This is a genomic window from Brevundimonas sp. (assembly GCF_036677305.1).
In the GTDB taxonomy this organism is placed as follows: domain Bacteria; phylum Pseudomonadota; class Alphaproteobacteria; order Caulobacterales; family Caulobacteraceae; genus Brevundimonas.
Map to the genome: position 1 here is coordinate 1 of NZ_JAKFEB010000122.1, position 18813 is coordinate 18813.

Annotated in this window: 23 protein-coding genes and 1 pseudogene; 18 read left to right on the forward strand and 6 right to left on the reverse strand. The window is 70.0% G+C overall.

Annotated elements, in window-relative coordinates:
• The 5 genes and pseudogenes from V6M42_RS07205 to folP form a co-directional block, all read left to right on the forward strand.
• Positions 1-702, forward strand: a pseudogene (locus V6M42_RS07205) (ATP-dependent zinc metalloprotease FtsH); the annotation flags it as partial.
• A 165-nt stretch (positions 703-867) separates the two neighbouring features.
• Positions 868-2088 (forward strand): acyltransferase family protein, encoded by a 1221-nt coding sequence (locus V6M42_RS07210; RefSeq protein WP_332678009.1) that lies wholly within the window; start codon positions 868-870, stop codon positions 2086-2088.
• Positions 2089-2148: 60 nt separating this feature from the next.
• Positions 2149-2793, forward strand: coding sequence for a hypothetical protein (locus V6M42_RS07215; protein WP_332658611.1), 645 nt, complete (start codon positions 2149-2151; stop codon positions 2791-2793).
• A 3-nt stretch (positions 2794-2796) separates the two neighbouring features.
• Complete coding sequence (locus tag V6M42_RS07220; protein WP_332658610.1) at positions 2797-3102, forward strand: winged helix-turn-helix domain-containing protein; 306 nt, start codon at positions 2797-2799, stop codon at positions 3100-3102.
• The gene (gene folP, locus V6M42_RS07225) at positions 3099-3914 is read left to right on the forward strand and encodes a dihydropteroate synthase (protein ID WP_332678010.1); all 816 of its coding nucleotides are present in this window, start codon (positions 3099-3101) and stop codon (positions 3912-3914) included. Before V6M42_RS07220 ends, folP begins: the two co-directional genes overlap by 4 nt.
• On the opposite strand, the gene V6M42_RS07230 is transcribed toward folP, so the two are convergent.
• From V6M42_RS07230 to V6M42_RS07250, 5 genes are read right to left on the reverse strand one after another with little or no spacing between them, the layout of a single operon-like run.
• Positions 3911-4264, reverse strand: coding sequence for an iron chaperone (locus V6M42_RS07230; RefSeq protein ID WP_332658608.1), 354 nt, complete (start codon positions 4262-4264; stop codon positions 3911-3913). The genes folP and V6M42_RS07230 overlap by 4 nt on opposite strands.
• Positions 4265-4274: 10 nt before the next feature.
• Positions 4275-4712 (reverse strand): SRPBCC family protein, encoded by a 438-nt coding sequence (locus V6M42_RS07235; protein ID WP_332658607.1) that lies wholly within the window; start codon positions 4710-4712, stop codon positions 4275-4277.
• Positions 4709-5182, reverse strand: coding sequence for an SRPBCC family protein (locus tag V6M42_RS07240; protein WP_332678011.1), 474 nt, complete (start codon positions 5180-5182; stop codon positions 4709-4711). The genes V6M42_RS07235 and V6M42_RS07240 overlap by 4 nt, the downstream gene beginning before the upstream one ends.
• On the reverse strand, positions 5179-5733 hold the full coding sequence (locus V6M42_RS07245) for an SRPBCC family protein (protein WP_332678012.1): 555 nt from the start codon (positions 5731-5733) through the stop codon (positions 5179-5181). The genes V6M42_RS07240 and V6M42_RS07245 overlap by 4 nt, the downstream gene beginning before the upstream one ends.
• Complete coding sequence (locus V6M42_RS07250) at positions 5730-6041, reverse strand: ArsR/SmtB family transcription factor (protein WP_332678013.1); 312 nt, start codon at positions 6039-6041, stop codon at positions 5730-5732. Before V6M42_RS07250 ends, V6M42_RS07245 begins: the two co-directional genes overlap by 4 nt.
• Before the next feature lie 83 nt (positions 6042-6124).
• Here V6M42_RS07250 and thiD point away from each other — a divergent pair, with 83 nt between their 5' ends.
• Genes thiD through V6M42_RS07265 form a run of 3 tightly spaced genes read left to right on the forward strand, consistent with a single transcriptional unit; the run spans position 6125 to position 8324 of the window.
• Positions 6125-6928 (forward strand): bifunctional hydroxymethylpyrimidine kinase/phosphomethylpyrimidine kinase, encoded by an 804-nt coding sequence (gene thiD, locus V6M42_RS07255; protein WP_332678014.1) that lies wholly within the window; start codon positions 6125-6127, stop codon positions 6926-6928.
• Positions 6925-7506 (forward strand): nucleotidyltransferase family protein, encoded by a 582-nt coding sequence (locus V6M42_RS07260; RefSeq protein ID WP_332658602.1) that lies wholly within the window; start codon positions 6925-6927, stop codon positions 7504-7506. Before thiD ends, V6M42_RS07260 begins: the two co-directional genes overlap by 4 nt.
• Entirely contained in the window at positions 7506-8324 is an 819-nt protein-coding gene (locus tag V6M42_RS07265; RefSeq protein WP_332678015.1) for a PhzF family phenazine biosynthesis protein, read from the forward strand. Before V6M42_RS07260 ends, V6M42_RS07265 begins: the two co-directional genes overlap by 1 nt.
• A gap of 57 nt (positions 8325-8381) precedes the next feature.
• On the opposite strand, the gene V6M42_RS07270 is transcribed toward V6M42_RS07265, so the two are convergent.
• The gene (locus tag V6M42_RS07270) at positions 8382-8801 is read right to left on the reverse strand and encodes a hypothetical protein (RefSeq protein WP_332658600.1); all 420 of its coding nucleotides are present in this window, start codon (positions 8799-8801) and stop codon (positions 8382-8384) included.
• Between the two features lie 252 nt (positions 8802-9053).
• Here V6M42_RS07270 and V6M42_RS07275 point away from each other — a divergent pair, with 252 nt between their 5' ends.
• From V6M42_RS07275 to V6M42_RS07320, 10 genes are all read left to right on the forward strand, one after another.
• Positions 9054-9374 (forward strand): hypothetical protein, encoded by a 321-nt coding sequence (locus V6M42_RS07275; RefSeq protein ID WP_332678016.1) that lies wholly within the window; start codon positions 9054-9056, stop codon positions 9372-9374.
• Complete coding sequence (locus V6M42_RS07280) at positions 9375-10055, forward strand: response regulator transcription factor (RefSeq protein ID WP_056619692.1); 681 nt, start codon at positions 9375-9377, stop codon at positions 10053-10055.
• On the forward strand, positions 10052-11500 hold the full coding sequence (locus V6M42_RS07285; RefSeq protein WP_332658598.1) for a sensor histidine kinase: 1449 nt from the start codon (positions 10052-10054) through the stop codon (positions 11498-11500). The genes V6M42_RS07280 and V6M42_RS07285 overlap by 4 nt, the downstream gene beginning before the upstream one ends.
• Before the next feature lie 83 nt (positions 11501-11583).
• A complete protein-coding gene (locus tag V6M42_RS07290; protein ID WP_332658597.1) occupies positions 11584-12939 on the forward strand; it encodes a hypothetical protein in 1356 nt (451 codons plus the stop codon).
• Between the two features lie 19 nt (positions 12940-12958).
• On the forward strand, positions 12959-13783 hold the full coding sequence (ccmI, locus tag V6M42_RS07295; protein WP_332678018.1) for a c-type cytochrome biogenesis protein CcmI: 825 nt from the start codon (positions 12959-12961) through the stop codon (positions 13781-13783).
• Positions 13780-14262 (forward strand): cytochrome c maturation protein CcmE, encoded by a 483-nt coding sequence (gene ccmE, locus V6M42_RS07300; RefSeq protein ID WP_332658595.1) that lies wholly within the window; start codon positions 13780-13782, stop codon positions 14260-14262. The genes ccmI and ccmE overlap by 4 nt, the downstream gene beginning before the upstream one ends.
• Positions 14259-16244: a heme lyase CcmF/NrfE family subunit gene (locus V6M42_RS07305; protein WP_332678020.1), complete on the forward strand. Its 1986-nt coding sequence runs from the start codon at positions 14259-14261 to the stop codon at positions 16242-16244. Before ccmE ends, V6M42_RS07305 begins: the two co-directional genes overlap by 4 nt.
• Positions 16241-16732 carry a cytochrome c-type biogenesis protein gene (locus tag V6M42_RS07310; RefSeq protein WP_332678021.1) on the forward strand — a complete coding sequence of 164 codons (492 nt, stop codon included), beginning with the start codon at positions 16241-16243 and terminating at the stop codon, positions 16730-16732. Before V6M42_RS07305 ends, V6M42_RS07310 begins: the two co-directional genes overlap by 4 nt.
• Before the next feature lie 110 nt (positions 16733-16842).
• A complete protein-coding gene (locus V6M42_RS07315; protein ID WP_332678022.1) occupies positions 16843-18408 on the forward strand; it encodes a trypsin-like peptidase domain-containing protein in 1566 nt (521 codons plus the stop codon).
• Positions 18409-18591: 183 nt separating this feature from the next.
• Positions 18592-18729 (forward strand): hypothetical protein, encoded by a 138-nt coding sequence (locus V6M42_RS07320; RefSeq protein WP_332678023.1) that lies wholly within the window; start codon positions 18592-18594, stop codon positions 18727-18729.
• The last annotated feature ends 84 nt before the right edge of the window (positions 18730-18813 follow it).

The window sequence follows — 18813 nt, forward strand, 5'->3', positions numbered from 1 at the left end:
TCCATGGCCATGAACGAGGAAGAGCGCCGCCTGACCGCCTATCACGAGGGCGGCCACGCCATCGTCGCCATGAACGTCAAGATGGCCGATCCCGTGCACAAGGCGACCATCGTCCCGCGCGGCCAGGCCCTGGGCATGGTGATGCAGCTGCCGGAAGGCGACCGCTACTCCATGAAGTACCAGCAGATGGTCGACCGCATCGCCATCATGGCCGGCGGCCGCGTGGCCGAGGAGCTGATCTTCGGCAAGGAGAACATCACCTCGGGCGCGTCGTCGGACATCCAGCAGGCCTCGAAACTGGCCCGCCGCATGGTCACCCAGTGGGGCTTCTCGGACATCCTCGGCACCGTGGCCTATGGCGAGAACGAGCAGGAGGTCTTCCTCGGCCACTCGGTCGCGCGCAGCCAGAACGTCTCGGAAGAGACGGCCCGGATCATCGATTCCGAGGTCAAGCGCATCGTCGGCGCCGGCTGGGACGAGGCGCGTCAGATCCTGACCGACAAGGCCGCCGATCTGGAGACCCTGGCCCAGGCCCTGCTCGAGTACGAGACCCTGTCGGGTCAGGAGATCAAGGACCTGCTGGAAAAGGGCCTGGCCCCGAACCGCGACGAGAGCAATTTCCCCAACGCCGGCCCGTCGGTCTCGGTGCCGATCACCCCGGTGTCGGACGGGACCTCGGTCGAGGTGCAGACGGTTCACTGACCGCCGCGCCGCATTTGAATACGAAAGGGCCGGGGAGCAGTCCCCGGCCCTTTTTCGTCGGAGCCGTCAGATCAGGTCTTCCGGGCCAGCGTCATTGCGACAGACATGTTTGCATTATAAACCAGTCTGTGAGATACGGTGTTCGTCCAACGAGGGGAGGGCGTCATGTCGCCATCTGAAATCCATCCAACCGACCGGCTGCACGGCCTCGACGCCCTGCGCGCGACCGCCCTGCTGCTGGGCGTCGTCCTGCATGCGTCCATGGCCTATTTTCCGGTGACGATCTGGATCGTGCCCGACACCGACAACTCGCCGGTCGCCAGCGCGATCTTCTTCGCCATCCATCTGTTCCGGATGACCAGCTTCTTCCTGATCGCCGGTCTGTTCGCCCACATGATGCTGGGCCGGCGCGGAACCCTGGGCTTCATCAGGGACCGGCTGATCCGCATCGCCGGCCCGCTCGCGGCCTTCTGGACGCCGGTTCTGGCGGCGATCATCGCCGGGCTGGTCTGGATGGCCGCCATCCGCAACGGCGGGACGATTCCCACGGACGGGCCGCCGCCGCCGCCGCTGACCGTCGGCACCTTCCCCCTGACCCATCTGTGGTTCCTCTATGTGCTGCTGATCCTCTACGCCGCCATGCTGGTCATGCGCGCGCCCTTCGCCATGGCGGACCGCGACGGTCGCTGGGGCCGGTTCGTCGACCGGGTCACGGGCGCGCTGATCGGGCCGTGGACGCCCGCCCTGATGGCCGCGCCCCTGGCGCTCGCCTTCTGGCTGGCCCCGAACTGGACGCCCTTCTTCGGCATTCCGACGCCGGACACGGGGCTGGTCCCAAACCCCGTCGCCCTGACCGCCTTCGGGAGCGCCTTCGGCCTCGGCTTCCTGCTGGACCGCCGCCGCGACCTGCTGGCCCGCATCGAACGACTGTGGCCGGTGTTCACGGTCGTCGCCCTCGGCGTCGGCGCGGCGGCCCTGGTCATGGTCGGAGGTCCGGTTCCCGACCTGGCGCCCGTGACCGATCCGAACCTGAAGGCCCCGCTGGCGGCCGTCATGGCCCTGGCCGTCTTCGCATCGACCTTCGCGGCCCTGTCGCTGGCCCTGCGCTTCGCCTCGGGATACAGCGCCGTCCGCCGTTATCTCGCCGACGCCTCCTACTGGATCTACATCGTCCATCTGCCGCTGGTGATGGTCGGCCAGATCCTGGTGATCAACGAGACCTGGCCATGGTTCGTGAAGCTGGGCGCGGTCATCGGCGGGACCCTGGCGGTCAGCCTCCTGTCCTACGAGCTGCTGGTTCGCCACACCTTCGTCGGCCGCTGGCTGAACGGCCGCCGCGTCCCCTGGCGCCGTCCGCCGGAGCCCGCGCTCTCGCCCGCCGAATAGCTTGCCAACCCCCGCCGGCTCGTCCACCCCATGGGCGAGCCGGCCCCGGAGAATCGCCCAATGCCCGCCAAGCCCAGACCGCACTCGCCCGAAGCAGACCTCGCCTTCATGCGCTCCATCGTCGAGGGCTCTGCGCGCCCGCCGGTGACGCTGGCCGTTTCCTACCTGGCCGGCGGTCTGCTGTACGGCCTGCAGTGCCTGTTCCACATCGGTCAGGCGGCGGGTCTCATCCGCTGGCCGCCCGCGGCCACCCTGTCCTTCCTCGCCCTGATCAGCATCGCCTTCCTGTCCATCCTGACCTGGGCCATCCTGAAGGACCGCAAGGACGGAACGCCCCAGAGCGGACCCCTGGCCGCCCGCACGCTCAGCGCGGCCTTCAGCGCCACGGGCATGGCCAATGTGGCGGTGATCATCATCTTCGCCGTGGGCGCCGCCCGGGACAACGACTTCGCGGTCTGGCTCTATTATGCGGCCATCGTCTTCGCCCTCCAGGCCGCCGCCTGGTACATGGCCTGGATGCTGAAGCGGAAGGGCTGGATGCTGGCCACGGCCCTCGGCGGCTGGGTCACCGCGGTGGCGCTGGGCGTGCTGGTGCGCGAGCCCCTGTGGTACCTCGGCGTCTGCACCGTGGCCCTGTTCGCCCTGTTCGCCCTGCCGGGCTGGATCATGTTCCGCGACGCCCGCGCCGGATCGAGGGCGGTCTGATCCATGGGGCTGGCCGATCTCGGACGGATCGACGATGTCATCCACGGCCGCATGCGGCTGGGGATCATGGTCTATCTGGCCGACTCCGACGCGGCCGACTTCACCGAACTGAAGACGGTCCTGGAGGCGACCCAGGGCAATCTGTCGGTGCATCTGAAGACGCTCGAAAAGGCCGGATACGTCGCCATCGACAAGAGCTTCAGGGACAACAAGCCCCTGACCCGGGTGTCGATCACGGGGGAGGGGCGCAAGGCCTTCTCCGCCTATCTCGACGCCCTGGGCGGTCTGATCGGGGGCAGGGACGAATGAACGGTCCTCGCGTCATGGGCATCGTCAACGTCACGCCCGACAGTTTCTCGGACGGCGGCCGGCTGGCCGATGTCGGGGCGGCGGTGGCGCATGGGTTGTCGCTGGTCGGGCAAGGCGCGGACATTCTCGACATCGGCGGAGAAAGCACGCGGCCGGGCGCCGAGCCCGTGGCTGCGGACGAGGAAATCGCCCGAACCGTTCCGGTCATCGAGGGCCTGCGCGCGGCCGGCTGGAGGGGCGCGCTCAGCATCGACACCATGAAGCCGGAGGTCGCCCGCGCCGCCGTCGCCGCGGGCGCGACGATGTGGAACGACGTCAGCGCCCTGCGCTTCTCCGACCACGCGCCCGACGTCGCCGCCGAGCTCGGCTGTGACGTGGTGCTGATGCATATGCAGGGAACGCCGCAGCGGATGCAGGCCGACCCCCGCTATGCCGACGTGGTCGTCGAGGTCGTGGACTGGCTGATCGGGCAGGCGACGGAGGCAATGGCCGCCGGCGTGGCGCGGGAGCGGATCTGGCTCGATCCGGGCATCGGCTTCGGCAAGACGGCGGATCACAACCTGGCCCTGACGGCCCACCTGGACCGGCTGGCGGCGACGGGTTTTCCGGTGCTGTACGGGGCCAGCCGCAAGCGCACGATCCTGTCGGTCGATCCCACCGCCACGGACCCGGCCGATCGCCTCGGCGGCTCGCTGGCCCTGGCGCTGGAGGCGGCGCGGCGGGGCGCGGCCATCATCCGCGTTCATGACGTACGCGAGACCGTTCAGGCGCTGAAGGTGCAGGCGGCGGTGGCGGACGCCTCCAGGCCCTAGAGCCCTTTTTCCCCTCGCGAGCTTACGGCCAATTTCTCTATGAGTTCGGCCGTGATCGGCTTGCCGGGCGAGAAGGTGACGCCTGTCTTCGTCGCCTTCAGTTTCAGGGATGCGATCTCGTCGGCATGGGCGGCGATCGCGCCCGGATCGACATACAGGCCGCATTGTTTGCTGAAGGCGGCGTAGCCCGCGACGATCTCGCCGCTGATCTGGAACCCGGGCATGCCGTACATGACGATTTCCGCGGCGTCCGGCAGCGCCTGCGACAGCCCGGCGCGCAACTGATGCAGCAGGGGGCGAAGCGGCTCCGGCGCGGCGGCGATATAGGCGTCGTGACTGGTCGTTGTCATTCGGTGGTGCTCATGGGGCGTCTCCTGTGACCTGCTCCAGGCTGTCGAGGATCATGGTCCAGCCCGCGGCGCTGCGCTCGGCATAGGCCGCCCAAGCGGGGGCCAGGTCGTGGCCCAGGACGACGACGCAGCCGTCGCCGGTCTCCGTGAAGATCACGGTGACGCGGGTGGCTTCCGCCGGCGACTCGTCGACCCAGAAGTCGAACACGATGCGTTCGGGCGGCTCGATCTCGACGAAGCGGCCGAAATGCCTCGCGAGGTCGGCGCCGCGCCGCTCGAAGATGGCGAACGACCCGCCGACGACGGGATCGTAGTCGGTCTGCTCCATCACCCCCTCCGGCGTGTGAAACAGCCATTGGCCGACGCGGGCCGGGTCGAGGAAGGCGTTGAACACCCGCTCGCGCGGATGGCGGAACCGCTTTTCGACGCGGACGGCGGGCGCTGTCATGCGCGGCCCTTCCATTCCGGGCGCCGCCCGGCGGGGTGGGCGTCCTCGATGATGCGCGGATCGATCCCGTGCTCGAGCCAGAATTTCGCGGCGGCCAACACAAGATTGAAGCCGCCTGTGGAATCGAGCGCCTTGGCCCTGCCTTCCGGGCTGTCGTCGAAGCCGCGGTTCTCGACGGCGACGAAGGCGGCGTCGCCCCGGGCCTCGAACAGCCATTCGACTTCCGTGGGCGTGTCGGCGGTGTCCCAGTCGATCAGAATGCGGCGGCCCGGCTCGATCGCCTTGACCGTCACATCCGTGCCGACGCCGTACATCTCCCACTCCCAGCGGACGCGCGCGCCGGTTTCCAGGCGACCGGAACTCCGGGTGAACCAGAACCGCGATGTGATCGCCGGATCGGCGAAGGCCTTGAACACCTCGCCGACGGGTCGCCGGATCAGCATGCCGGCGCTGGCGACCGGAGCGGTCACGCCGCGCCCTCCAGCCCCGCGGCATAGGCGTCGCGCAGGGCGAACCAGCGGTCCCAGGACCACGGATGGCGCACGCCGCGCACGGCGTCGTCCAGACCCTCCATGTGATGATGCCAGCCGCCGAGGACGTTCCTGCGCGCGTCGGCCCAGGACTCCGGCACCCGATGCAGAAGGGTCAGATGCGTGCCGTCGCCGTCCGGCTCCAGCCGCCAGGACACGACCGACTCCGGATTGCCGCCGAAGGTGTGCTCGAACCGGGTGAAGGGCTGGACCACCAGCACCTCATTGGATTGCCGGCGCTTCTCGGGCGTGTCGGGCATGAATTCATGGTCGGGCTGGCGGAAATTCAGCTCCATCCGCCCGCCGGGCTTCGCCTCGATGTCGGCCTCGGCCAGCCAGCAGGCCAGTCCGTCGGCAGTGGTCAGGGCCTTCCACACACGTTCAGGGGAGTGTCGCAGGCGGCGCTCGAAGCGTATCTCCCAGCCGCCCTCGATGCGGCGGCAGGTTCCGGCGTCGGCGTCCAGCCGGACAGGGTTCAGCGTTTCGGTCATTGGGGAAACTCCTTGTCGAGATGGGCCTCCAGCGCGTCGAGCCTGTCGCTCCACAGACGGCGATAGCGGGACAGCCAGACGTCCAGTTCAGCCAGCGGCGCGGGGTTGAGGCGGTAGATCCGGCGCTGCGCGTCCTTGCGCACCGTCACCAGTCCGGCCTCGCGCAGAACCGACAGATGTTTCGACACCGTCGGCTGGCTGATTGGCAGGGCGTCGACGAAGTCGCCCGCGGGACGCTCTCCGTCGGCCAGCATCGACAGGATCGACATCCGGTGCGGTTCGGACAGGGCTTGAAGGGCGGCGTGCATATAAATCGTCTAACAGCAATATAGCTGAAATGCAATATACGTTCCGGCTTGCCGTTTCGGCCCGGATTGGTCATCCAGCGCCCATGACCTCGCCCCTCGGACGCGTCCTGATCATCGCCGGCTCGGATTCGGGCGGCGGGGCGGGCGTGCAGGCCGATATCAAGGCGGTCACCGCCATGGGCGGCTATGCGGCGACCGCCATCACCGCCATCACGGTCCAGAACACCCTCGGCGTCCACGGCGTCCACCCGCTGCCGCTGGACCTGATCGAGGCCCAGGCGCGCGCCGTTCTGGATGACATCGGGGCCGATGCGATCAAGACGGGGATGCTGGGATCGCGCGAGGTGGTCGAGCGCGTCGCCGCCATTCTGGACAGCTGGGCCGTCCCTGCGGTCGTCGATCCGGTGATGGTCGCCAAGGGCGGACACAGCCTGCTGGCCGAGGACGCCGTCTCTGCGGTCAAGTCGCTGATGATCCCCCGCGCCGCCCTGCTGACCCCCAATGCGCCCGAGGCCGAGGCCCTGACCGGCCTCGACGTCGTCGATCTGGACGGCCAGCGCCGGGCCGGAGCGTTCCTGCTTGGTCTCGGCGCGCAGGCCGTGCTGATGAAGGGCGGGCACATCCCGGGCGACACCGTTGTGGACGTGCTCGTGACTCCGACTGGGGAGACCCTGCTGGAGGGGCCGCGCGTCGAGACCCGCCACACCCATGGCACCGGCTGCACCCTGGCCAGCGCGTGCGCGGCGGGGCTGGCGAAGGGCCTGCCGCTGGAGGCCGCGGTGGCCGAGGCCTGGGCCTATGTCGCCGAGGCCATCCGCCGCGCGCCGGGCCTGGGCGCCGGGCACGGGCCCTTGGATCATGGCTGGCCGATGAGGCGCGACACATGAGCGATCTGGAAGCGCGGCTGGTCGAGATCGTCCGCGCCGATCCCGGCCTGATGCATGTCCTGAGGGGCGTGCGGGACCAGGACCTGCCGGACTGGCGGATTTTCTCCGGCGCCGTCTATCAGAGCGTCTGGAACGCCCTGACCGGCCGGCCGGCGGGCTATGGCGTGCGCGACTATGACGTCGGCTACTACGATCCCGACACCAGCTGGGACGCCGAGGACCTGGTCATCAAACGCGTCGCGGCGGCGTTCGACGAGCCGTTCCGCAGCACCGTCGAGGTGCGCAACCAGGCCCGGGTGCCGATCTGGTTCCCGGCCCATTTCGGCGAGCCCTATGATCCGCTGGCCGGCACCGACGAGGCGCTGGAGCGGTTCGTGTCTCCGGCCTTCGCCGTCGGGGTGCGGCTGGAAAAGGACGACGCCATCAGCGTGGCGGCGCCGCTCGGGCTGGAGGACATCTTCGCCCTGACGCTGCGACCCAATCCGAACCGGGGCGTGGCCAGGGACTGGGCGCGCGTGATCGAGCGGGCGCGGGCGCGCTGGCCGGAACTGCAGGTCGTCGAACCGGAGGCCGGCTGATGCGCCAGTGGACCGTCGACGCCTTCGCCCCGGCTCCCTTCCGCGGCAATCCCGCCTGCGTGGTCGAGCCGTTCGACCAATGGCCGTCCGACGGCTGGATGCAGGCGCTGGCCAAGGAGAACAACCAGGCCGAGACCGCCTTCCTGCTGCGCACCGCCGATCCGGCGCGGTTCGGCCTGCGCTGGTTCACGCCGGGCATGGAGGTCGACCTGTGCGGCCACGCCACCCTGGCCTCGGCCCATGTGCTGCTGACCGAAACGGGCGTCGACGCCGCGACGGTGACTTTCGACACCCGCTCGGGGCCGCTGGTCGTCAGCCGTTCAGGCCCGGGGTACGAGATGGACTTCCCCGCCGATCCGCCGCGCCGCTGCGCGACGGCGCCCGCCGGTCTGGCCGCGGCGCTCGGCGTCGAGCCGGTCGAGGTCTGGGCCGGCCGCTATCTGGTCGCGGTGCTCGCGGATGCGGCGGCCGTACACGCCGTCTCGCCTGACATCCGGGCGCTCGCCTTCGTCCAGGGGGACGCCGGCGAGACGGGGCAGGTGATCGTCTGCGCCCTGGCGGACGCGTCCGACGACGTGGACGTGGTTGACCGGTTCTTCGCGCCGGGCTGCGGCATCGACGAGGATCCGGCCACGGGGTCGGCGCACTGCATCCTGGGGCCGCTGTACGCCGACAGGCTGGCCCGCCCCACCGTGCGTTTCCGGCAGGTGTTCCCGGGGCGCGGCGGCGACATCGAGACCGAGGTGCGCGCAAACCGGGTCCTGATCCGGGGACAGGCCGTCACGGTGATCGAGAGCCGTCTGAGGCTCGCCCCATAGGAAAGGGGCGCGACCCTTTCGGATCGCGCCCCCGGACCTCTGAAAGAAGGTCAGGCTCTAGTAGCGGCGGCCGTTGTCGCGGCGGTCGTCGCGGTCGCGGCGTTCGGCGCGGACCTGCGCCGACAGACGGTCGTAGCGACGATCCAGCTCCTGGCGTTCGCGGGCCGACAGGCCGCCGCGCTGGTAGCTGTACTCGAGACGGACGAGCGCATTCAGCTCGGTCTTGAGACGCATGCCTTCGCGGCGGCTTAGCTGGCCGTTGCGCAGGCCGACGTCGATGCGGCGATCCAGCTGGTATTTACGCTGGGAGATCGACTGCCAGCCGCCGCGGTTGTCGCGCTCGTACCGGTCGCCGCGATCGCCGCGGTGGTCTTGCTCGTAACGGCCGCGATCCTGCGAGCCGTAGTTCTGGGCCATGGCGGGGACCGCGACGGAGGCCGCGGCCAGGGCGATGGCGGGGATGAGGAACTTTTTCATCTGTCGTCTCCTTGGCGGTTCACGCGGACCGGGTGGCCGGCGTTGAGACGAACAGACCATTTACCAAGTGAGCCCCGTCTGAACGGGCCGGGTCAGCTACCGTTCATCGCCGTGAAATCGCCGTAACGCGACATCGGCCCCCGCGGACACGCATAAGGCCCCCTGCGCGCGAGAGGGCCGCGCGGAATCGTAAAACATGTCTATGCTGCCCGTTCAGCCCGCGTTCAGAGGCTGGAGCCTAAACCTCGAGCCATGATCCGCTTTTCCGCCATAGGACTCGCCGCCCTGATCGCCGCCGCGCCCCTGTCGCAGGCGGCGGCGCAGGAGCGTGGTCCGCGCGCCGATCGGCAGCAGCAGCAACAGCAGCAGCAAGACGAACGTCCTCAGCGGGACGAGCGTCCCCGTGTCAGCGTGGGGGACGCCGTGCAGCGCGCCTCGTCGGGCCGTCCGGGCCGTTTCCTGGGCGCCAGCGATCGCGGCGGGACCATCGTGGTGCGGTGGGAGTATCCCGGCGGCCGGATTGCCGACATCATGGTTGACGGCCGCACCGGCCGCGTCGTTGGAGAACGCTGAATGCGCGTGCTGCTTGTCGAGGACGACGTTGATCTGTCGCGCCAGCTGAAGCTCGCGCTCGGCGACGCCGGCTATGCCGTCGATCACGCGGCGGACGGCGAGGAAGCGCATTTCCTCGGCGACACCGAACCCTATGACGTGGTGGTGCTGGACCTCGGCCTGCCCAAGATCGACGGCGTCTCGGTGCTGGAGCGCTGGCGCCGGGACGGCAAGACCACGCCGGTGCTGATCCTGACCGCGCGCGGCGCCTGGTCGGACAAGGTGTCGGGCTTTGACGCCGGCGCCGACGACTATCTGACCAAGCCCTTCCACACCGAGGAGCTGCTGGCGCGCCTGCGCGCCCTGCTGCGGCGTTCGGCCGGCATCGCCTCGGCGACCCTGTCGTGCGGCGGCCTCAGGCTCGACCCGCGTGCGGCCCGGGCCACCGTCAATGGCGAGCCCCTGCGGCTGACCTCGCTGGAATACCGGCTGCTGCACTATCTGATGATGCATCAGGGCCGGGTCATCAGCCGCACCGAACTGGTCGAGCACCTGTACGACCAGGACTTCGACCGCGACTCCAACACGATCGAGGTGTTCGTCGGACGGCTGCGGAAGAAGATCGGTTCGGATCGTATCGAGACGGTGCGCGGCCTCGGCTATCGCCTGACGCCGCTGGCCGGGGAGTCCGAGGCGGCGTGACCGAAGGGGCGGGGGGCGACGCGGCTCCGGAAGCCGCCCGGACCTGGGGCCGCTGGTTCGGCCGCCCGGGGAAGAGTCTGACGCGCCGTCTGATCTGGCTGGCCTCGGCCTGGATCGTTCTGGCTCTTCTGCTGACCGGCTGGGCCCTGACCACCCAGTACAAGGAATCCGCGCTCCGCCGGCTGGGCAACATGCTGGCCGACACCATCGACGAGGTCGTGGTCGCCACCAACGTCACGCCGGACGGCGTCGTGGTCGGGGAAATCAGGGACGCCAAGTCGAACCGCGCCCTGTCCGGCGAATACTGGGCCGTCGCAGAGCTGGATGGCGACAACGGCCTGCGCTTCATCGCCGGATCGCCCTCGCTGGCGGGCGAACAGTTGGCGGTCCCGCACGACCTTCCGGACCGGCTTCGCGCCTCTACAGGCGCCATCATCAGCTACCCTGATCCGGGCTTCCTGCACCCCCCGCTGCGCCAACCGCTCCGGGTCGCGGCCAGCCTGAAATCCCTGCCCGGACGCAGCGAGCCGCTGGTCTTCATGGCGGCGGTGGACCAGACCAATATCGAGGACGACACGCGCCAGTTCGCGACGGTCACCTGGAGCGCCCTGCTGATCCTCGGCGCGGGTCTGGTGATCGCCGTCTTCCTTCAGGTCCAGATCGGCCTGCGTCCCCTGTTCGCCCTGCGCAACGAGATCGCCGACGTCCGCAAGGGCCGGATCGCGCGCGTCGCCCGCAACTATCCCCTCGAGATCCAGCCCCTGGCCGAACAGGTCAACCGTCTGCTGGACCACAATCAGGAAACCGTCGAACGGCAGCGGACCCATGTCGGCAATCTGGCCCATGCGCTGAAGACCCCGCTGTCTGTCATGCTGGCCGAGGCGGGGACGCAGACGGGGCCCTTGCCCGATCTGGTGCGCAAACAGACCGAAGTGATGAAGGCGCAGGTCGACCACCATCTGCGCCGCGCCCGCGCCGCCGCCCGCGCCCAGCTGCTGGGCGAGCGCACGCCCATCGCCGAGGTGCTGGACGAGATGGCGGTCATGCTGGAGCGGGTGTTCGAGGAGAAGGGCGTCGAGATCGACTGGCGCGCGCCCGACGAGCTCGGCTTCCGCGGCGAGCGGCAGGACCTGCAGGAAATCCTCGGCAATCTCATCGAGAACGCCTGCAAATGGTCGAAACGGCGCGTGCGCATCTCGGCCGGTCCCACGGGGCTGGGCCAGATGGTGGTGGTGGTCGAGGACGACGGTCCCGGCCTGCCCGCGGAACAGCGCGAGGCCGCCCTGGAACGCGGCGCGCGGATGGATGAGAGCACCCCGGGCTCGGGTCTGGGCCTGTCCATCGTGGTGGAACTGACGCGGGCCTACGGCGGCCGCATCACCCTCGCCGACAGCGACATGGGCGGGCTGAAGGTGCTGCTGGAATTGCCCGCCGCCGAGGCCTGATCGCGGGCCGTTGGATAACGCTTGTTAACCCTGCCCGTGCACTGTCGGAGACGGTCGGCGTTCTCCGGCCCAGGGATTGTGGAATGTCGGGGCTGACTGTCGCCCACAAGGTCGCGCTCGCCGCCATGCTGGAGCGGTGCCCGGACGCCATGCTCAGGACCGTGGGCTCCGCGGTCGCACCCCTTCCGGGCGGGCGGGCGGCGGAACTGCGCGTGATGCTGGAGGATGAACAGCGCGATCGCGCGCGACGGCAATTCGTCATGGCGCCCCTTGTTCCGATGTTCCGGGCGCGCGCCGACGGCGTTCAGGCCCTGACCTTCCCCCCGGCGGTGCTCGCGCGCCTGTGGAAGGCCGCCAGCGCCCGCGAGCCTGAATTGCTCCCCCGGCTGGACGGCTCCGAGCCTTCGGTGATGGTCGCCGATCGCATCTGCCTGGCCGCCGCCGCCATCGTGCGCGACAAGCCGGATCTGGTCTGGCCGGACGGCGGCGAGCCGGGGCGGCTGACCGGTCTGGAGGACCTGGCCGCCTGCCTTGACCTGTCCCACATGGCGCGGCGCGCCCTGCCGTCGCTGGAGGTCTGGCTGAAGCGCCCGGACGGCGACCAGATCGCCGAGCTTCGGCTGCTGCTCAAGGATTGCGCCGGCATCCGGCCGGACGGCAGCCAGCGGGTGCTGGAAATCCTGTTCTCCCATCTGGAGGACGCGGTCCTGATCCTGCGCATACTCACCCAGAGCTCGTGTGCGGTCGAGCAGGAGGACTTCCTCAGCGCGTCCGAATTGTCGGGTTTCGTCGACCGGCTGATCGCCGGCGTCGACCTGCGCGCGGCCCGGATCGCCGCTTTCAAGCCGGCGGCGGACATGGCGAGGGTCAAGGACGTGATCGCGGACCTGACCTGGTGCGCCAATGTGCTGGCGGAACTGGACGTGACGCTCACGCTCAATCCGCAAAGCGTCTGGGGCAAGTCGGTGCGGGACGGCCGCGTGCTGATCGCAGGGCGGCTGTCCGGCCTGCTGCGCGCCGCCGACAAGGCCGTGGACCAGGCCCTGCCCTGGGAACGGGTCCAGACGACGGGCCGCATGACCCGCAACGCCCCCCAGCTGGATGCGCCGATCGACGGCGACACCGTCCTGGCCGCGCGCAGCCTGCTGCGCCTCGTCGGCTCGGCCCGGGGGCCGGCTTCGACCTTCGGCTGCGAGGCCGACCGCAAGGCTCTGGTCGAGGCCCTGACCGCTCGCCTGACCGACTATTCCGAGCAGGTTCTGCGCATGATCCACGACGGCGAGGCGCCCGATGAGGCCCGGGCCATGAAGATCATGGCGTTCGCGGCCCAGTGCCTGGATCTGATCGCCGCGACGGACGCCGCCCGCACGGTGCGGCGTCGGGCCGCGGTCGCCGCAGGGCCCTCGGGCGCGGGCGGGGCCTCGTCGCGGGCCGCCTGATCGGCTACAGCGCTGGCCGATGACGGTTTTCTGGATCATGACGGCCCTGGTCACCGCGCTCGCCGGCCTTCTGGTGCTGGCCGGCGCCCGGCGCGGCGCGGACGAGGGCGAACATCTCGCCGGCCTGACCGCGGCCGCCGAACTGGCCGAGCTGGACCGGCTGAAGGCGCGCGGCCTGCTGGACGAGGCCGGCTGGACGGCCGCCCGCGCCGAGGCCGGGCGCCGCATTCTGTCGGCAGAGCGCGAGACGCGTCCCGTCCGGGCGGGCCCGCGGGACCGCTTCCTGGTGCTGGCGGGGATCGGGGTCGCGGCGGCGGCGTCGCTCGGCCTCTACGCCGTCGCCGGAACCCCCGGCCTGCCGGACCAGGCCTATGAGCGCCGCGTCGACGAGTGGATGACCGACCTCGACCGGCTCGAGGCGCCGCAGATCGCCGCCGTCGCGGCGCGGATCGTGCGCGAAAGGCCGGAGGATCATCAGGCCCTCACCATGCTGGGCGCGGCGCGCTTCGAGGCCGGCGACCCGATCGGCGCGGCCTCCGCCTTCCGTCGGGCCCTGGTCCTGCGGCCGGATGACGCCCAGAGCTGGGCGCGGCTGGGCGAAAGCCTGGTCCGGGCCAACGGCGGCAAGGTCGACGGCGACGCCGAGGCGGCCTTCGCCCAGGCCCTTCGCCGCGATCCCGGTCAGCTGGGCGCGCGCTATTTCCTCGGCGAGGCGGCCATGGCGCGCGGCGACGGCGCGACGGTCCGCGCCATGTGGAGCCCCCTGATCGCGATGCTCGATCCCGCCGATCCGCGCCGGATCGATCTCGAGCGGAGACTGACGACCATGGGGGCAGGCGCATGAGCTGGCTGCCGAAATCGCCCAAGGCGCGGCGGCGTCTGTGGGTGTTCGCCGCGGTCGCGCCGGTGCTGGCCCTCGCCGTCGGCCTGTCGCTGTACGCCATGCGCGACAGCGTGACCTTCTTCTTCTCCCCGTCCGAAGCCACCGAAGCCAAGGCTCCGGCGGGCCGCGTCGTCCGTCTCGGCGGCCTCGTCGAGGCCGGCAGCGTCAAGCGCGGGGCCGAAGGCGAGGTCGTCTTCTCGGTCACCGACAATGTCGCCGCGACCCGCGTGGTCTACCAGGGCGACCTGCCCGACCTGTTCCGCGAAGGGCAGGGGGTTGTGGCCCAGGGCGCCTTCCTGCCGGACCGCTCGTTCCGCGCCACCCAGGTGCTGGCCAAGCACGACGAGAACTACATGCCGCGCGAAGTGGCCGACCGTCTGAAAGCCAAGGGCGAATGGCGGCCCGAGGGCGCGTCCGCCGGCGGGACGCCGCGCTCATGATCGTCGAACTGGGCGCCTTCGCCCTCGTCCTGGCGCTGGTGCTGTCGGTGCTGCAGACCGTCATGGCCGCGGCCGGACGGATGCGGCGCAGCCCGGTGCTGGCGGGCGCCGCCATCGGCGCGGGCATCGCCGCAGCGGGGGCCGTCGCCGTCGCCTTCGGCGCGCTGATCTTCGCCTTCGCGGTGTCTGACTTCTCGGTCGCCAACGTCGCCGCCAACAGCCACACCGACAAGCCGATGCTCTACAAGGTGGCGGCCGCCTGGGGCAGCCACGAGGGTTCGCTGGTCCTGTGGTGCCTGGTCCTGACCGTGTTCGGCGCGGCGCTCGCGCGGGCCCGCAACCTGCCGTTCGGGCTCAAGACCTCGGCCATGGCCACGCAAGGGCTGCTGGGCGTGCTGTTCCTCGCCTTCGCCGTCTTCACCTCCAACCCCTTCGACCGGCTGAACCCCGCCCCGTTCCAGGGCGCGTCGCTGAACCCGCTGCTGCAGGACCCGGCGCTCGCCTTCCATCCCCCGCTGCTCTACTGCGGCTACGTCGGGTTTTCGGTCTGTTTCTCGCTGGCCGTGGCCGCCCTGATCGAGGGCCGCGCCAACGCCAGCTTCTGGCCCGCATGGGGCCGCTGGGTCCGGCCGTGGGCCCTGGCCAGCTGGGCCTTCCTGACCGTCGGCATCACCCTCGGCGCCTTCTGGGCCTATTATGAGCTGGGCTGGGGCGGCTGGTGGTTCTGGGATCCGGTCGAGAACGCCAGCTTCATGCCCTGGCTGGCGGGCGCCGCCCTGCTGCACAGCGCGGTGGTCACCGAGCGGCGCGGCGCGCTGGCGGGCTGGACGACCTTCCTGGCGCTTCTGGCCTTCACCTTCTCGATGCTGGGGGCCTTCCTCGTGCGCTCCGGCGTGCTGACCAGCGTCCACGCCTTCGCCGTCGATCCCGAGCGCGGCCTGATGCTGCTGGCCATCCTCGGCGTCACGGCGGGCGCGGCCTTCGCCCTGTTCGCCTGGCGCGCGCCGCAGCTGAAGGGCGGCGGCCAGTTCGCCCCGGTCAGCCGCGAGGGCGCCCTGGTGCTGAACAACCTGTTCCTGACCGCCGCCTGCGCCACCGTGCTGCTGGGCACCCTCTATCCGCTGGTCCTCGAGGCCATGAACGGCGCGACCATTTCGGTCGGTCCGCCCTATTTCGCCCTGACCTTCGTCCCCCTGATGGCGGTGGCCTTCCTGATCCTGCCCGCCGGCCCGCTGCTGGCGTGGAAGCGGGGAGACCTGAAGGGCGTGGGCCAGCGTCTGGCCGTCGCCGCCGGACTGGCCCTTCTGGTCGCCCTCGCCGGCTGGATGGCGTTCGAACCGCGCAAGGCCCTGTCGGCGGCCGGGATCGGCCTGGGCGGCTGGCTGATCCTGGGCGCCCTGGCCGAGATCGCCGAACGAATCCGGCTGTTCCGCGTCGGCCTGCCCGAGAGCCTGCGCCGCGCGGGGGGCCTTCCTCTGGGCGCCTGGGGCACGGTGCTGGCCCACGCGGGACTGGGGGTGTTCGTGCTCGGGGCCGTGGTCGAGACCGGCTACCGCGTTGAGGCGGCGCGGACCGTGGCTGTCGGAGAAACCGTGACCGCCGGTCGCTACAGCGTGCGGCTGGACGACGTGCGCATCGTCGAGGGACCCAACTATCTGGCCGAGCAGGGCAGGCTGACGGTCTCCCTGCGTGACGGCGCCGCGCCGCGCGTCGTCACGGCCGAGCGCCGCTTCTTCCCCGCGGGCGGCCAGACCACCACCGAGGTCGGGCTGGATTTCCGGGGTCTGGACGACGTCTATGTCGTGCTGGGCGAGCGCGGCCAGACCGCCGCCGGCGCCCCGGCCTGGAGCGTGCGCGTCTGGTGGAATCCGTGGGCGCGGCTGATCTTCCTCGGCCCCGCCATCATGGCGCTGGCCGGGGTGCTGTCCCTGCTCGATCGCCGGCTGAGGCTGGGCGTCGGCAAGCGGAAGGCGACGGCATGAAGCGCGCCCTGCTCATCGCCATCGCCGCCGTCGGCCTGATGGCCGCCGAACCGCCGCCCGCGCCCGACCGGCCCCTGCCGGATGCGGCCCAGGAGGCCCGGGCGAAAGCCCTGTTCGCCGACATCCGCTGCGTCGTCTGTCAGCACGAGGCCATCGCCGACAGTCCCGCCGGCATCGCCGCCGACATGCGCCGGCTGGTCCGCGAGGAGATCGCCGCCGGCCGCACCGACGCCCAGGTCCGCGAGGACCTGGTGCGCCGCTATGGCGACTTCGTCCTGTTCAGGCCGCCTGTGCGCGTCGGGACCTGGCTGCTGTGGTTCGGGCCTCTGGCGGCGCTGCTGGCCGTCGGGTTCGGCCTGCTGACCCTTTCGCGCCGCCGCCGCGACGAAACGCCGGCGCTTTCGGCCGGGGAAGAGGCGCGTCTGGCGGATATTCTCGCCTCCGGGGCGGATCGCCGTGATCCTGACGCAAAGCCGTCTGACGACTGACGTGCGGCGGGACCATTCATCGCGCGGTGCGTTGGTGAAAAGGTTCACCGTCCTGTATTCATAGTCGAAACGGGCGTCCCCCACGCCCGAAAAGGATCGCAAAGAACTCCATGATGAAACGCAAGGAATTCATGCTCGGGGCCGTCGCCGGCCTGGCCTTCGCCGCCGCCGCCACGGCGGGCGGGGTGATCGACTGGCCGACCGCCGAGGCGGGCCCCGTCGCGGGCGTCAGCGGCCGTCTGGCTCCCAGCGCCGGCGGAGCCGGTCTGGCCTTCGCCCCGCCGCAGGGCGCGCCCCTCAGCTTCGCCGACATCTTCCAGCAGGTCGCGCCCGCCGTGGTGCAGATCGACGTCAAGACGCGGATCGCCCGCCAGCCCGGCATGATCCAGATTCCCGGCATGCCCTTCGCCATCCCCAACCCCAACGGCGGCGGCGCTCCGGAAGGCGAGGACGGGGCCGAGGGCGAGGGCGGCGCGACCGCCGTCGGCGCGGGTTCGGGCTTCTTCATCGCCGCCAACGGCTACATCGTCACCAACAACCATGTCGTCGCCGACGCGACCGAGATCATGGTCAAGCTGGCCGACGGACGCGAGCTCGAGGCTCGTCTGGTGGGCCGCGACGAAAGCACCGACCTGGCTGTGATCAAGGTCGAGGGGACCGACTTCCCGTTCGTCAATTTCGAGGAGACGGCCCAGCCCCGCGTAGGCGACTGGGTCATCGCCGTCGGCAACCCGTTCGGTCTGGGCGGCACCGCCACGGCGGGCATCGTCTCGGCCAGCGGCCGCGGCGACATCGACAGCAGCACCCCCTACACCGACTATCTTCAGATCGACGCCGCCATCAACCGCGGCAATTCGGGCGGTCCGACCTTCGACATCTACGGCCGCGTCATCGGCGTGAACTCGGCCATCTATTCGCCGACGGGTGGTTCGGTCGGCATCGGTTTCGCCATTCCGGCCACCGTCGCCAAGCCAATCACCGATCAACTGATGCGTGGGGAAAGCGTCGAGCGCGGATACGTCGGCGTAACGATCGCGCCGATCAGCGCCGACATCGCGGAGGCGCTTGGCCTACCCGACCCGAGAGGCGCCCTCGTCGTTGACTGGACGCCCGATGCTCCGGCCCAGCGCGCCGGTCTCCGGTTCGGCGATGTTGTCACGGAGATTGATGGCAAACCGGTCGCGACCAGCACCGAGCTGACCCGTCACATCGCGACGGTTCGTCCGGGGACCCGCGCGCGTCTCACCGTGTTCAGGGATGGTCGAGTGTCAGCCGTTACTCTGTCCCCGACCCGGCGCCCAAGCCAGACCGAGCTCGAGGCGGCTCAAGGCAAAGCCAGTTTTGAGCGTACGACGCTCAGAGGATTGAGAAGCCTCGGAGAATCGATTCTCGGCCTTTCGCTCGCCGATTCCAGCGAAGCTCTCAGGCAATCAGGCGAGGTTGCCGATCGCTATCGAGGACCAGTTGTCGTCGCCGTGGCGCCTTCCGCTGCGTCCGATGCCGGTGTCGTGCCGGGAATGCTCATTCTCGCGGTCAACAGCACGCCAGTGTCTTCGGTTTCAGAAGCGCGCTCCGCAGTCGCCGCGGCCCGCCGATCGGGGCGGGAGAAGGTGCTGCTGCTGGTGGGGACCGCGCGTGGTCCCGCGCCCCTTGTCGTGGAACTGACCGCCGAGTAGGAGTCTCAAGCTCAGAGTGTACTTCCCGGTCCGGGGTAGTTGACTCCCGATTGTTTGCGTATCAACCGCAGGTATCAACTACGGGAGGTTGGAATGCACTCGATAACAGCCGGACTGCGTATTGGACTTGCCGCGACAGCGCTACTCCTCGGAGGGCCTGCCGTTGCTCAGGACATGGAGATAATGGCCGAGGAGGCGGTCCCCGTCTCGCTGGCCTGCCAGACCTACTGGGCGACCCAGGTCGTCGGCTACAAGGTCTGTGTCACCGAATACTCCGACGGCTCCCAGGTGACGACGGTGAACATCATCTACAGCATCTAGAGCGCCTTGGCCGCATGGACCCGGGCGGATCCTGAAGTGGGGCCGGATGCCGGTCGGGTTGTCTTTGCAAGTCTGAATAAGCCT